General features: G+C 71.9%; 16 protein-coding genes. 12 read left to right on the plus strand and 4 right to left on the minus strand.

The window, feature by feature from the left end:
• Nucleotides 1–5 precede the first annotated feature (5 nt).
• Both ACGFI8_RS22715 and ACGFI8_RS22720 read right to left on the minus strand, forming a co-directional pair.
• Nucleotides 6–716 (minus strand): metal ABC transporter ATP-binding protein, encoded by a 711-nt coding sequence (locus ACGFI8_RS22715; protein ID WP_392807651.1) that lies wholly within the window; start codon nucleotides 714–716, stop codon nucleotides 6–8.
• Between the two features lie 32 nt (nucleotides 717–748).
• Nucleotides 749–997 (minus strand): DUF6703 family protein, encoded by a 249-nt coding sequence (locus ACGFI8_RS22720; protein ID WP_392807653.1) that lies wholly within the window; start codon nucleotides 995–997, stop codon nucleotides 749–751.
• 49 nt (nucleotides 998–1,046) lie between these two features.
• On the opposite strand from ACGFI8_RS22720, the gene ACGFI8_RS22725 reads away from it, so the two are divergent.
• From ACGFI8_RS22725 to ACGFI8_RS22735, 3 genes are all read left to right on the plus strand, one after another.
• Complete coding sequence (locus tag ACGFI8_RS22725; protein WP_392807655.1) at nucleotides 1,047–1,367, plus strand: antibiotic biosynthesis monooxygenase family protein; 321 nt, start codon at nucleotides 1,047–1,049, stop codon at nucleotides 1,365–1,367.
• A gap of 19 nt (nucleotides 1,368–1,386) precedes the next feature.
• Nucleotides 1,387–1,911 (plus strand): hypothetical protein, encoded by a 525-nt coding sequence (locus ACGFI8_RS22730; RefSeq protein WP_392807657.1) that lies wholly within the window; start codon nucleotides 1,387–1,389, stop codon nucleotides 1,909–1,911.
• Between the two features lie 211 nt (nucleotides 1,912–2,122).
• Complete coding sequence (locus ACGFI8_RS22735; RefSeq protein ID WP_392807659.1) at nucleotides 2,123–3,505, plus strand: glycine--tRNA ligase; 1,383 nt, start codon at nucleotides 2,123–2,125, stop codon at nucleotides 3,503–3,505.
• Here the strand turns inward: ACGFI8_RS22735 and ACGFI8_RS22740 are convergent.
• Nucleotides 3,502–4,998 carry an RNA-guided endonuclease InsQ/TnpB family protein gene (locus ACGFI8_RS22740; RefSeq protein WP_392807661.1) on the minus strand — a complete coding sequence of 499 codons (1,497 nt, stop codon included), beginning with the start codon at nucleotides 4,996–4,998 and terminating at the stop codon, nucleotides 3,502–3,504. The two genes, ACGFI8_RS22735 and ACGFI8_RS22740, sit on opposite strands and share 4 nt — an antisense overlap.
• A 189-nt stretch (nucleotides 4,999–5,187) precedes the next feature.
• Nucleotides 5,188–5,679 carry an XdhC family protein gene (locus tag ACGFI8_RS22745; RefSeq protein WP_392807662.1) on the minus strand — a complete coding sequence of 164 codons (492 nt, stop codon included), beginning with the start codon at nucleotides 5,677–5,679 and terminating at the stop codon, nucleotides 5,188–5,190.
• Between the two features lie 70 nt (nucleotides 5,680–5,749).
• Between ACGFI8_RS22745 and ACGFI8_RS22750 the strand changes: the two genes are divergently transcribed.
• From ACGFI8_RS22750 to ACGFI8_RS22790, 9 genes are all read left to right on the plus strand, one after another.
• Complete coding sequence (locus tag ACGFI8_RS22750) at nucleotides 5,750–6,754, plus strand: permease (RefSeq protein WP_392807664.1); 1,005 nt, start codon at nucleotides 5,750–5,752, stop codon at nucleotides 6,752–6,754.
• Complete coding sequence (locus tag ACGFI8_RS22755) at nucleotides 6,751–7,491, plus strand: TIGR03943 family putative permease subunit (protein ID WP_392807666.1); 741 nt, start codon at nucleotides 6,751–6,753, stop codon at nucleotides 7,489–7,491. Before ACGFI8_RS22750 ends, ACGFI8_RS22755 begins: the two co-directional genes overlap by 4 nt.
• Complete coding sequence (locus ACGFI8_RS22760) at nucleotides 7,492–8,217, plus strand: histidine phosphatase family protein (RefSeq protein WP_392807667.1); 726 nt, start codon at nucleotides 7,492–7,494, stop codon at nucleotides 8,215–8,217.
• 155 nt (nucleotides 8,218–8,372) lie between these two features.
• Complete coding sequence (locus tag ACGFI8_RS22765) at nucleotides 8,373–8,849, plus strand: YcxB family protein (protein ID WP_392807669.1); 477 nt, start codon at nucleotides 8,373–8,375, stop codon at nucleotides 8,847–8,849.
• A gap of 21 nt (nucleotides 8,850–8,870) precedes the next feature.
• Entirely contained in the window at nucleotides 8,871–9,626 is a 756-nt protein-coding gene (gene cobF / locus ACGFI8_RS22770; protein ID WP_392807671.1) for a precorrin-6A synthase (deacetylating), read from the plus strand.
• Between the two features lie 158 nt (nucleotides 9,627–9,784).
• Nucleotides 9,785–10,609, plus strand: coding sequence for a zf-HC2 domain-containing protein (locus tag ACGFI8_RS22775; protein ID WP_392807673.1), 825 nt, complete (start codon nucleotides 9,785–9,787; stop codon nucleotides 10,607–10,609).
• 222 nt (nucleotides 10,610–10,831) lie between these two features.
• Nucleotides 10,832–12,310: a catalase gene (locus ACGFI8_RS22780; protein WP_392807675.1), complete on the plus strand. Its 1,479-nt coding sequence runs from the start codon at nucleotides 10,832–10,834 to the stop codon at nucleotides 12,308–12,310.
• A gap of 148 nt (nucleotides 12,311–12,458) precedes the next feature.
• Complete coding sequence (locus ACGFI8_RS22785; protein WP_392807677.1) at nucleotides 12,459–13,169, plus strand: hypothetical protein; 711 nt, start codon at nucleotides 12,459–12,461, stop codon at nucleotides 13,167–13,169.
• Nucleotides 13,170–13,265: 96 nt separating this feature from the next.
• Entirely contained in the window at nucleotides 13,266–13,619 is a 354-nt protein-coding gene (locus ACGFI8_RS22790) for a hypothetical protein (RefSeq protein ID WP_392807678.1), read from the plus strand.
• Nucleotides 13,620–13,622 lie beyond the last annotated feature (3 nt).

Below are 13,622 nucleotides of genomic sequence, written 5' to 3' on the forward strand. Positions count from 1 at the left end.
CCCGCTCAGGCCGCGGCGGCGTGCGGGTGCACGTGGTCGTTGTCGGTCTCCGGCGGCGCCCCGTCGTGCACGATCTCGCCGCGGTTCACCACGACCGCGCGGGTGATCAGCGGCCGCAGCGGGCCCAGCTCGTGCGCGACGAACACCACCGTGCCGCCCTGGCCGACGAAGTGCCGCAGGCACGCGGCGAACAGCTCCTGGCTGACCGCATCGACCCCGGCGGTGGGCTCGTCGAGCACCAGCAGCTCGGGCCCGCCGGCCAGGGCGCGGGCGATGAGCACGCGCTGCTGCTGGCCGCCGGAGAGCACGGAGACCGGCTCGCGGGAGCGGTCGGCGAGGCCGACCGCGGTCAGCGCCTCGTCGACGGCCCGCCGGTCGGCGGCGGAGGCGGGGCGCAGGAAGCCGCGCCGGGCCAGCCGGCCCTCGGCGACGACCTCGGCGACGGTGGCGGGCACGCCGCTGCCGGCGCCGACGCGCTGCGGCACGTAGCCGATGCGGTGCCAGCCGCGGAAGCGCCGCAGCGGGGTGCCGAAGAGCCGCACCTCGCCCTCGGCGAGCGGGACCAGCCCCATCAAGGCCTTCACGAGCGTGGACTTGCCCGAGCCGTTGGCGCCGAGGATGGCGACCACCTCGCCGGCGCGCACCGAGAGCGACACCCCGTCGAGCACTGGCCGGCCATCGTAGGCGACGACCGCCCGTTCGACCTGGAGAACCACCCTCCGAGCGTGCCCGATAATGGGAATCGTTGTCAACTGGCCTTGTATGCCGCCACGACCATCACCAGCGTGAGGATGAGCACTCGGGTGACGCGCATCGGCGGCGTCGTCACCGCCCAGGTCTTGCTCAGCACCCAGATCAGGCCGGCGGCCAGGACCAGCAGCACCGCCGCGCCGACGATGCCGGGCAACAGCAGCCCGGCGAACATCACCGCGGCAGCCACCAGGAACACCAGGGTCCGGTTGAGCCGGGCCAGCCGGGTCAGCACCCGCTCGCTCATGCTTCAGCGCATCCTCTCCATGTGCTCGCGGTTCCGTATGCTCGGCGGCATGATCGTGATGACCAGGTTTGTCGTCGAGGACGACGAGGACTTCGCCGGGCGTGCGCACGCCGCGCTCGCCGCCCTCGCAGCCTGCCCAGGGTACCTTCGCGGCCGCCTCGGACGCGCGTACGACGACCCGGCGCACTGGAGCATCGTCACGGAGTGGGAGTCCGTCGGCTCGTACCGGCGGGCGCTGTCCAACTTCGACGTGAAGGTACACGCCACCCCGCTGCTGGCCCAGGCGCTCGACGAGCCCTCGGCGTTCGAGGTACTGGCCGATAGCGGGCCCGGCGGGGAGCTCAAGGTCACCACCAGTGACCGTGCCTGAGGTTGGATAGGCTGAGCGCATGATGCCGCCTCAGGTCGGCCCCCACCCCGAGTGGAACGTGCCCGACGAGGTACCACCGCCGCCGCGCGGGCCGGGCGTGCTCGCCCCCTTCGCGGCGCCCCCGCGCGACCGCGACCTGCGGGGACTGTGGATCGGCCTGGGCGTCGGCGGCGTCGTCCTGGTGCTGTGCTGCATCGCCGGCATCGTCGGCATCGGCTTCCTGCTGCCCTACGCCGACTCGCTCGGCAAGTCCCAGGTCGCCTCGGTCGTGGAGAACTACCTGACGGCCGTGCGCGACGAGGACTTCGCCGGCGCCCGGCGGCAGCTGTGCGACAGCGAGCTCAGGACCCACTCCCTCGGCTGGTTCGAGGACCGCTACGGCCAGGCGCCGGTCACCGACTTCACGGTCAGCGCCGACGACGTCACGATCGCGAACGTGATCACCGTCCCGGCCCGGGTGCGGCAGAACGGCAATTGGGTGCAGGAGCAGTACATCATGGAGCAGGCTGGCACCAGGTACCTGATCTGCGGCGGGCTGGACTAGCGCCGGCGAGCCCCGCCCGGAGGCTCGGGCACCGCGGTGCGCCGGTTAATCTGGTGCGGCTCGCACCGGCGTAACCGTACCGTCGATGGTGACGTTGACGGTTTGCCCGGGTTGGCGCCGACCGATCCACCGGTGCTCGCTACATATGACGTCTCTATATACGACAACCAGCCTTGCCGACAGCCAGTCGCCGTGAGGCCGAGGAGGAACCATGGCCGCAGACCGCATCGATTCCGTCGTCAGCCTCGCGAAGCGCCGCGGCTTTGTCTTCCCGTCGAGCGAGATCTACGGAGGCACGCGCTCGGCCTGGGACTACGGCCCGCTGGGCGTCGAGCTCAAGGACAACGTCCGCCGCCAGTGGTGGCGGGCCATGGTCCAGCAGCGCGACGACATCGTCGGCCTCGACTCCGCCGTCATCCTGGCCCGCGACGTCTGGGTCGCCTCCGGCCACGTGGACGCGTTCGTCGACCCGCTGACCGAGTGTGCCTCGTGTCACAAGCGGTTCCGTGCCGACCACCTCGAGGAGGCGTGGGTCGAGAAGAACGGCACGGCCAAGCCCTTCGTGCTCGGCGAGATCAACTGCCCGAACTGCGGCAACAAGGGCACCTTCAGCGAGCCGCGCATGTTCAACGGCCTGATGAAGACCTACCTGGGCGCGGTCGAGAACGACGAGGGCCTGCACTACCTGCGGCCGGAGACCGCGCAGGGCATCTTCGTCAACTTCAACAACGTCGCCGGCGCCGCCCGCAAGAAGCCGCCGTTCGGCATCGCGCAGGTCGGCAAGAGCTTCCGCAACGAGATCACCCCGGGCAACTTCATCTTCCGCACCCGCGAGTTCGAGCAGATGGAGATGGAGTTCTTCGTCGAGCCCGGCAGCGACGAGCAGTGGCACGAGTACTGGCTGCAGGAGCGGTGGAACTGGTACATCGACCTCGGCCTCTCCGTGGACAACCTGCGCTACTACGAGCACCCGAAGGAGAAGCTCTCCCACTACTCGAAGCGCACGGTCGACATCGAGTACCGCTTCCGCTTCGGCGGCCAGGAGTTCTCCGAGCTCGAGGGCATCGCCAACCGGACCGACTTCGACCTCACCACCCACTCCAAGCACTCCGGCGTCGACCTGTCGTACTTCGACCAGGAGAAGAAGGAACGCTGGGTGCCCTACGTCATCGAGCCGGCCGCCGGCCTGACCCGCGCGGTGCTCGCGTTCCTGCTCGAGGCGTATGACGAGGACGAGGCGCCGAACACCAGCGGCAGCGTCGACAAGCGCACGGTCATGCGGTTCGACAAGCGGCTCGCCCCGGTCAAGGCGGCCGTCCTGCCCCTGTCGCGCAACGCCGACCTGTCGCCGAAGGCCCGCGACCTCGCCGCCCAGCTGCGCAAGCGCTGGACGGTCGACTTCGACGACGCGCAGGGCATCGGCCGGCGGTACCGCCGCCAGGACGAGATCGGCACCCCGTTCTGCCTGACGGTCGACTTCGAGACGCTCAACGACGAGGCGGTGACCATCCGTGACCGCGACTCGATGGCCCAGGAGCGCGTGTCGCTGGACCAGGTCGAGCGCTACCTGATCGAGCGCCTGCCGGGCTGCTAGTGCTGTGACCACAAACGTTTACCGGGTTGGGTTGGGGTTTGTGGTTCCTCGCCGCGGGGTGCGGTCGAGCGACTCCCCACCGCTGTGTGCGGTGGGGCGGGCCTCAGCCGGCCGACCGACCCCATGACCGCCGCGCCGGCCGCCACCGCTGGTGCGGGTGGTGGTCGGTGTGGTCGGCGGGGGTCACGCCGGGACGGTCCGGCACCGGGGAGGTGCCGTCCGGCTCGACGGTGCGTGATCACGTGCGGCAGGACCGCCGCCGTGCTGCTGTTGCCGCCACCCGATGCGCCCGGCTGTGTGCTGGCGGGGGTGCGGGTGGCGATGGTGGCGGCCGCGAACAGGTCACGGTGCCCCGAAGTGTGGCAGGTGGTGCAGGTCATGGTCCGCCCGGCCGGTTTGCGGATGCGCTGCCGGCAGGCGGGGCAGGTCGAGGAAGTACCTCGCTCATCGACCAGCTGGACGGTGATGCCGGCCAGTTCGGCCTTGTCCCGCAGCACGGCGATGGCCCGGCCGATCTGCCACTGGCGTAGCCGCAGGTTGTGCCGCCGCCCAGCGTCCAGGGCGAGGACACCCCGCGGGTCGCCGACGGTCAGGGTGCCGATGCGGTGTTCGACGGCCCAGGCGATGACGGTCTTGGCGGCCTCGTGCTGGGCCTGCCGGACCCGCCGCCGGTGCCGGCCCTCCACCTGCCGGGCTCGGCGCCGGTACTGCCGCCAGCGCCGGGAGCCCCGTTGCCCGGGCGTCGGCGCCCGGCCGGCGACCGCGCGGTTGCGGGCTTTGGTGTCGGCCAGGTGCATGCGGTGCTCGGCGCGGATCGCCCGCCCCGACACCAACAGTCCCTGCCCGTCGGGTCCGGCCATCGCATACGGGTGGATGACCCCCAGATCGACCCCGGCGACCCGGCCCGGGTCCGGGCCGGCATCCGGCGGATATGCGGCGATGGGGACTTCGGCGGTGAGTTCCACCCACAACCGGCCACCCTCGGTCAGCAGGGTCACGGAGCGGATCTGCCCGGCGGGGTATGGCACGGTCCGGTCCAGCCGCACCCGCAACGGCGCACACCCGGCGGCGGTGGGCAGTCGCAGCCGCTGCCCGTCGAGGGTGAACGTGCCGTGATACCAGCGCACCGGCACCAGGCCACGCCGCCGCCGCGGAAACCGCGCTGCCGGATCGCCGCCCCGGCGGCGTTTCGCCGCGGCGAACCAGGCGTCCGAGTAGCGGCGCAGCACCGACCGGGCACCCACACTGTCCAATTCGCTGAACGTGCCCGCACCCGCCGCCGCCAACTCCCGGCATAACGCCTGGTACGACACCAGCGGCGGGTCGCGGCGCTGTCGCCGCCACACGTTGAGTTCCAGCACGCACGCCCAGGCGTCGCCGGCCGAGCGCAGCAGCCCGAAACAGCGCTGTTGCTGCGCCCGGGTCAGGCGCAGGCCGACCCGGGCGGTGCGGTACACCACCCGTGGCGCATCCGGATCCCGACGACGAGGCATCCACAGGTTCTAGCACACACGTACGACAGAATCCGCCCCGCCGTCACCCTGCCAACGTTCATGGCCACCGCACTAGCCTGGCTCTCGCTTCGGTGGGGGTGTGGGCGCTTGCGCGCAGTGGTTGCGGTTTTGTGTGGGCGTTTTGTGGTGCTTCGCGAATGGTGTTCGGGCGGAGCTGGTGGTGAGCTGTTAGAAGGCGAAGCCGCCGGGGCGGGCGTTTCTGTCGGCGACCAGCCCGGCCAGGGTTGCCAGGGCGATCTCGGCGGGGGTCCGCGAGCCGATGTTCAGGCCGATCGGCCGGTGCACGCGAGCGATGTCCTCCTCGGTGACGCCGAGCGCCCGCAGGGCCTCGACGTGCGGCGCGGGGTGGCGTGGGCTGCCCATCACCCCGACCCAGCGGGCCGGCGAGGCCAGCGCGTCGCGCAGCGCCGTGCCCAGCTCGGGACGGTCGTGGTCGGTCACCACCACGTCGGTGTTGGCGTCGATGGTCACGTCCGCCAGGCCCGCACGCTCCCGCCGTGGCTCGGCGAGCGCGACCCGGTAGCCCAGCGTAGCCGCGAGGTGCAGCAGGTGAGTGGCGACGGGCGAGTCGAACACCGCGACCACCGCGCGGCCGTCCGGCGCCGGCTCGATGGCGCCGTGGGCCAGCGCGCAGGCCTGGGAATCGAAGCCAGCCACCATGAGTTCACACTCCGAAGTGTTCGTCGGCGCTTCATGCCGACGGTACCAATCGAGGGGGTAGCCTCCTCCCGTGACGCTGACCCAGGAGACGCCCGCGCCGCCCGAGCCGACGCCCACGCGGCGACGGTGGCGGGTTGGCTCGGTCGAGGTGCTGGCCGCCGTGCTCGTGCTCGTGGTGCTGCTGCGCGGCCCGATCACGCGTTCGCTCGCCACGCCGGCGCTGCAGACCTGGCTGACCGTGTTCGTGTCCGTGCTGACCCAGGCGATGCCGTTCCTGGTCTTCGGCGTGGTGCTGTCCGCGATCATCGCCGTGTTCGTGCCGCCCTCGTTCTTCGCCCGGGCGCTGCCGTCGCATCCGGCGCTCGCGGTACCAACGGCGAGCGTCGCCGGCGTGGTGCTGCCCGGCTGCGAGTGCGCCTCGGTGCCGGTGGCCGGGGCGCTGGTGCACCGCGGGGTCACGCCGGCCGCCGCGTTCGCGTTCCTGCTCGCCTCGCCGGCCGTCAACCCGATCGTGCTGATCTCGACCGCGGTCGCGTTCCCCGGCCAGCCGAAGATAGTGATCGCCCGGGCCGTGGCCAGCCTCGTGGTCGCCTGCCTGATGGGCTGGTTGTGGCAGGCGTTCGGCAAGGGTAGCTGGCTGCGCATGCCGTCGCGGGCCCACCTGGACGGCATGGCCAAGTGGCCGGCGTTCTGGGCTTCGGTACGTCACGACGTCCTGCACGCCGGCGGGTTCCTGGTCATCGGGGCGGCCTCGGCGGCGATCATCGCGGTCGTGGTGCCCAGCTCCTGGCTCGCGCACCTGGCCGCCAACCCGGTGGTGGCGATCCTGGCCCTCGGCCTGCTCGCCGTGGTGCTGTCGATCTGCTCGGAGGCCGACGCGTTCGTGGCCGCGTCGCTCACCCAGTTCTCGCTGACCGCGCGCCTGGCGTTCCTCGTCGTCGGGCCGATGATCGACCTGAAGCTGTTCGCGATGCAGGCCGGCATCTTCGGCCGCCGGTTCGCGCTGCGCTTCGCCCCCGCCACGTTCGTCGTGGCGCTCCTCGTCGCCGCCGTGTTGGGACCGGTGCTGTTGTGAACAAGCAGGCCCAGGCCGTCATCCTGCTGCTGATCGGGGGCGCGGTGCTGCGCGCCAGCCTGACCGGGCAGTACCTCAACTACGTCAAGCCGGGGCTGCAGCCCTACCTCGTGGCCGCCGGCGTCCTCCTCCTGCTCGCCGGGGTCTTCACGCTGTGGTACGAGCTGCGGCCCGGACAGCGTCACGAGCACGACCAGGCACACGACCAGTCACAGGAGGACGACGGGCACGGGCACGCGCACGGCGGCCCGAAGGTGGCCTGGCTGCTGCTGGCGCCGGTGCTCGGGCTGCTGCTGTTCGCTCCGCCGGCGCTGGGCTCCTACGCGGCCGGGCGCAGCGGGTCGGCGGTCACGGCGCGCTCCGAGTACGCCCCGCTGCCGGCCGGCGACCCGGTGCGGCTGACGATGCTCGACTACGCCTCCCGGGCGATCTTCGACCGGGGCGCCTCGCTCGGCGAGCGGCGCGTCGAGCTCACGGGCTTCGCGATGCGCGGCCCGGAGGACTCGTGGCTGCTGGCCCGGATGATGGTCAGCTGCTGCGCCGCCGACGCCCGGCCGGTGAAGGTCGCGCTCGGCGGCGAGCTGCCCGAGGGCCTGGCCGACCAGCAGTGGCTGCGGATCACCGGCAAGTACAGCGGCCGCGAGCTGCAGGACCAGGTCAACGGCGAGGCGATCCCGTTCATCGAGGTGTCCGAGGTCACCTTGATACCGGTGCCGCAGGAGCAGTACGAGTCGTAGGTGACCCACGCGCATCCAGCCCTGCTCGTCCTCGTCCGGCACGCCGAGTCCGCCCGCAACATCGCCAAGAAGGGCAGCGTCTACTTCGCCGACGACGCGGCCCGCCAGGTCCTGCGGGGCGTGCCCGACCACCTCGTCGAGCTGACCCCGGACGGGCACAAGCAGGCCGTGCAGACCGGCCAGGGCATCCGTGACCGCTTCGGCGTCTTCGACCACGTGTTCACCAGCGGCTACGCGCGCACCGAGCAGACCGCGCAGGGGATCCTCGAGGCCTACCCGGCCGCCGAGCGGGACCGGATGCGGGTCAAGTCCGAGCTGTTCATCCGCGAGCGCGACCCGGGCTTCGCCTACGACATGACCACGGCCGAGGCCGAGGCGGCGTTCCCGTGGCTCAACGAGTACTGGCAGACCTTCGGCGGCTTCATGGCCCGCCCGCCCGGCGGGGAGAGCCTCGCCGACGTCACCGGGCGGGTGCACACGTTCCTGAACGAGCTCTTCCGCGACCACGCCGGCCAGAAGATCATGGTCGTCACGCACGGCGGCACGCTGCGCTGCTTCCGCTTCCTGCTGGAGGGCTGGAGCTACTCGCAGGTGCAGCGCCGGCCCGAGGGCGGGGCGCCGGAGAACTGCGGCGTCACGACCTACCGCGACGCCGGTGACGGGCTCGTGCTCGAGGACTACAACCGGGTCTATTGGACGGTCGGCTCCTCCACCGACGGCATCTGAGCCGGGCGCGGCATCGGCCCCGCGGTGCGCCACTCCCGGCCGCCGGGAGCGCTGATCGCCGCCGATGTCCATGCGGACGGCATGCCCCCGGGTGCCCGCGCGGGCAGCGATCGAGGTGGCGTACTGTCGCGGCAGCAGTCGATGAACGGGGAACGATGCACATCACGCTGACGGTCCAGCCGGACCGCGGCCGGACCCGCAGGTCGGTGCGGGCGCGGATGCGCGGCCGGCTGCGTTCGTGGAATCTCGTGGGCGGCGGGCTCTCGGTGGCCGGCCTCGGTGCGCTCCTCCTCGACATCCCCGTCGGCGCCGGCATCCTGATGACCCCCGGCGTGGTCCTCCTCGTGGGCCCGTGGCTGCTCACCCTGGCGGCGGCGAAGGCGCGCACGGGCGTGTTCGTGGAGACGGCGACGTACGAGCTGACCGACGAGGCGGTCCGCGTGCAGACGCAGAGCCTGCGGGCCGGCTACGAGTGGACGACGGTCCAGCGCGTCGAGGACACCGGCGAGTTCTGGGTGGTGGTGATCGGCGGCGCGGGCGTCCTGGTGCTGCCGTGGACGCTGCTGCCGAAGGGTGAGGCGCGGAAGGCCCGCGACTTCCTGACCGACCTGGGCCTGATGGTCGCCGTCTGAGGCCGCACATACGATGGCGACATGCGCAAAGTGTTGATCATCGGGGTCGGCGCCGGGGATCCGGATCATGTCACCATCCAGGCGATCAATGCGATGAACGCCGTGGACGTGTTCTTCGTCCTGGACAAGGGCGAGGCCGCCGCCGACCTGACCGAGGCCCGCATGGCGCTGTGCGCGCGGTACGTGACCGGCGACTACCGCACGATCGTCATCCCGGACCCGCCGCGCGATCGCGCCGCCGCCGACTACGCGGGTGCGGTCCGGGACTGGCGGGACGAACGGGCCCGGCTGCTCGCCGAGGCGATCGAGCGTGAGCTGGGCGAGGACGGCGTCGGCGGGATCCTGGCATGGGGCGACCCGGCGCTGTACGACGGGACGATCCGCGTCCTGGAGACGATCCGCGAGGCGGGGCACGAGGTCGAGTACGAGGTGATCCCGGGCATCAGCAGCGTGCAGATCCTCGCCGCGCGCCACCGGGTGACGCTCAACCAGGTCGCCGGGCCGGTGCACATCACCACCGGGCGCCGCCTCGCCGCGGCCTGGCCCGAGGGCTGCGACGACGTGGTCGTCATGCTCGACGCCGGCCTGGCCTGCCGCGTGTACCGCGACGAGCCGATCGACATCTACTGGGGCGCCTACCTGGGCACCCCGGACGAGCTGCTGGTGGCCGGGCGCCTGGACGACGTCATCGACGAGATCGAGGCGGTGCGCACCGAGGCCCGCGCCCGCAAGGGCTGGATCATGGATACGTACCTGCTGCGCCGCACAGGCTCGTAGCCGGCACACCGCCGGGGTCGTGGCCGTTGACGCCGCGAACTGATCAAGGCCGCCGCCGTGCGCCACCTGGCCGTCCGCGCAGGTGGCGCCGTTCCCCGGCTGACCGGCTTCTTCGGTCCGGGTGGAACTTCCGCGGCGCACGCGGCGACAATCCAACCGTGGAGTGTGAGCGGTACCGAGAGGCGCTGTCGGCCCGGCTCGACGGCGAGGACGAACCGATCGAGCCGGCGCTCGTCGACGCCCACCTGGCGGGGTGCGCGGCGTGCCGGGAGTGGGAGCGCCAGGCCGTGGCCGTGACCCGGCTCGTGCGCCTGCAGCCGATGCCGGCCGCCCCGCCGTCCGTGGAGAGCCTGCTCGCCGGCTTCCGATCGGCGCAAGCCGACGGCCCCCAGCCGGCGGACAGGCCGGCGGGAAAGGCGGAACGCGTGGCGGGGACGACCGCCGCGGGAGCGGCGCGGGCGCTGCCGAGACGCCGTCTGGTCCTCGTCCTGCGGGTGCTGCTCGGCGCGTTCGGCGCGGCCCAGTTCGTGCTCGGCATCACCCAGGCCGCCACCGCCGCGACCGCCAACCACCTGCACGGCTCCGGCCACGTCTTCCACGAGTCCGCCGCCTGGAACGTGGCGATCGGCGCCGGCTTCGCCTGGATCGCCACCCGCCGCGCCACCCCGGCCGGCGCACTGCCGATGCTCACCGCGTTCGTCGCGCTGCTGGCCCTGCTGAGCGCCAGCGACCTGATGGCCGGCACGGTGGAGACGACCCGGCTGGTCAGCCACGCCTTCGTGCTGGCCGGATACGCGATCGTCGTCGCGCTCTCCCGCCCGGCGCTCGACCCGGGCCGCCCGCCCGCCGGCCGCCAGGGCCCGCCGTGGCAATGGCGCCGCCCGGCCGCGCTGGACGAGGAGCCGCCGGCCCCGGCCCCCGCGCGCCTGCGCCTCGTGCAGGGCCAGGCCCACGCCGGCAACGCACTGCGCAAGGCCGCCTGAGCCGCGCGCCGCATCGAAACAGGCCGTGCCTCCACTCACGCCGAGCGGAGGTACGGCCTTCTGCGGTCGCGAAAGTTGACTCCTTCCAGAAACGGTGTCAGGTTGGAGTAGACGGCCCGGTTGTGCGGTGAAAATTCCGGTTTGGCCAGCGCGCGCGGGCCGCAGCAGGAAACGTCAGTTGCCGGAGGAAGCCGGTTTCCGCTCCGAGGCAAGGAGTTCCGCGTGACGACACAAGAACGCCCACCGACCACGACCGACGCCGGGATTCCCGTCGCCAGCGACGAGCATTCGCTGTCGGTCGGCCCCGACGGCCCGCTGCTGCTGCAGGACCATTACCTGATCGAGCAGATGGCGGCCTTCAACCGGGAGCGGATCCCGGAGCGTCAGCCGCACGCCAAGGGTGGCGGCGCGTTCGGGATCTTCAAGACGACCCAGGACGTCAGCGCCTTCACCCGGGCAGCGGTGTTCCAGCCCGGCGCCGAGACCGACGTGATCGTCCGGTTCTCCACCGTCGCGGGGGAGCGGGGCAGCCCCGACACCTGGCGCGACCCGCGCGGGTTCGCCGTGAAGTTCTACACGACCGAGGGCAACCTCGACATCGTCGGCAACAACACGCCGATCTTCTTCATCCGGGACCCGCTGAAGTTCCAGCACTTCATCCGGTCGCAGAAGCGGCGCGCGAACAACAACCTGCGCGACCACGACATGCAGTGGGACTTCTGGACCCTCTCGCCCGAGTCGGCGCACATGGTGACCTGGCTGATGGGGGACCGGGGCATCCCGCGCACGTGGCGGAACATGAACGGCTACGGCAGCCACGCCTACATGTGGATCAACGCCCAGGGTGAGCGGTGCTGGGTGAAGTACCACTTCAAGACCGACCAGGGCATCGAGTTCCTGACCCAGGAAGAGGGCGACCGGATGGCCTCGGTCGACGCCGACTGCCACCAGCGCGACCTGTACGAGCACATCGCGGCCGGGGAGTTCCCCAGCTGGACGCTCAAGGTGCAGATCATGCCGTTCGAGGACGCCAAGACCTACCGGTTCAACCCGTTCGACCTCACGAAGGTGTGGCCGCACCACGACTACCCGCTGCGCGAGGTCGGCCGGATGACGCTCAACCGCAACGTCAGCGACTACCACACCGAGATGGAGCAGCTCGCGTTCGAGCCCAACAACCTTGTGGCCGGCACGGGCCTGTCGCCGGACAAGATGCTGCTGGCCCGGGGGTTCAGCTACTCCGACGCGCACCGCGCGCGGCTCGGCGTCAACTACAAGCAGATCCCGGTGAACTCGCCGCGGGTGGAGGTGCACAGCTACTCCAAGGACGGCGGGATGCGGGTGAAGAACGTCAGCGACCCGGTCTACGCGCCCAACTCCTACGGCGGCCCGGTGGCCCGGCCGGACCTGACCGACGACGGCGGCAAGTTCTACGCCGACGGCGACATGGTGCGCGCCGCGTACACGCTGCACGCCGAGGACGACGACTGGGGCCAGGCCGGCACGATGGTGCGCGAAGTCCTCGACGACGCGGCCCGCGAGCGCCTGGTGAACAACATCGTCGGCCACCTCCTCGACGGCGTGAGCGAGCCGGTCCTGGTGCGCGCCTTCGAGTACTGGCACAACGTCGACAAGGAGCTCGGCGACCACATCGAGCACGGCGTGCGCGCCAAGCGCCGCGAGAAGGTCGCGAAGGCATAGCGCAGTTTTCACGCTGGCGTTCCCCGCCGATCACCGGTCATCGCCCGCGCATTTCCGCAACGCTCGGCAGACTGGGCCGTTCGCAGCATCGGTACCGCCGGGAGCGTGGTCCTTGGTCTTGTACGGGCATCGGCGGCGGCGCGGGACGGTGGCCGCCCGCCCACTGGCGGCACTCGCCGCCATCGGGCTCGCGGCCGCCTCGGTCGCGAGCATGCCGGCTCCGGCGGCGGCCCACCCGTTCGGCGATCCGCAGACCGTGGCCATCACGCTCGACGAGCAGCGGCCCGAGGTCGTGCACGTGCGCTGGCGGGTCGGCGGCCCGGACGACCTCACCCTGCTCGGCGTGTCGCTCGGAGTGCTGCCGCAGGACCGCATCATGCTCGACGGCGCGGTGGACTCCCGGTACACCGACCCGGCCACGATCGCGTCGTCCGAGCGGTTCACGGCGTACCTCCTCAGGCAGATCACGGTCAGCGCCGGCGGACGGCCCTGCGCCGGCGCGGTCGAGCCGCCGATGGCCCTGGACCTGAAGGGCGCGACCGTCGACTACACCTGCCCGGGACCGGTCGGCACGGTCACCGTCGGGGTGCGGATGCTCACCGACCTCAACCCCGCGTACCGAACCCTCGCCACCGGCCCCGGCGGCCAGCGCGCGGTGTACGAAACGGGCAAGGACTCCCACGACTGGACCCTGTCCGGCGAGCCCGCGGCGGACGGCACCGGCCCGGGCCGCAGCGCGGTGATCCAGATCGCCGCCGTGCTCGGCGGCGTCCTGGTCGCCGCGGCCGCCGCCGTCGCGGTGGCGCGCCGGGTGCGCGGAAGGCGCGTTCGTACGCGGAAGGCGGCGACGAACGGATGAGCCGGAATCAACCTACGTCGGGTGGTGCCTGCCTGGTCCGGTGCACTGCACGCAGCGGCGGCCGTAATTGGGTCCGGCGGCGCTAGCATCACGTTCGTGGATTTCGTGCTGGCCCTGGACGCGCCCAGCTCAGCGCGGTATGAGGACCTGCAGGACTGGCTCGCGGGCGAGCCCGACCTGCGGCCGCTGGTCAAGCGGGAGACGCTTCCGCCACGTCAGGGAGAGCTCGGTGGCGTCGTCGGGGCGCTGACCGTCGCGGTCGGGTCGGGTGGGGCGCTGACCGTGCTCGCCGGCGCGCTCGGGGCGTGGCTGGCGCAGGAGCGCAACCGGCGGGCGCGGATCAAGATCGAGCTACGCCGCGGGCGGTTGCGGTCGATCGAGCTCGACGCCGAGAACACCAGCGCCGCCGACATCGAGCGGATGCTGCGCGCCCTCCGCGACGAAGCGTAGTGC

The sequence above is a fragment of the Dactylosporangium sp. NPDC048998 genome (assembly GCF_043197855.1).
Lineage (GTDB): Bacteria > Actinomycetota > Actinomycetes > Mycobacteriales > Micromonosporaceae > Dactylosporangium.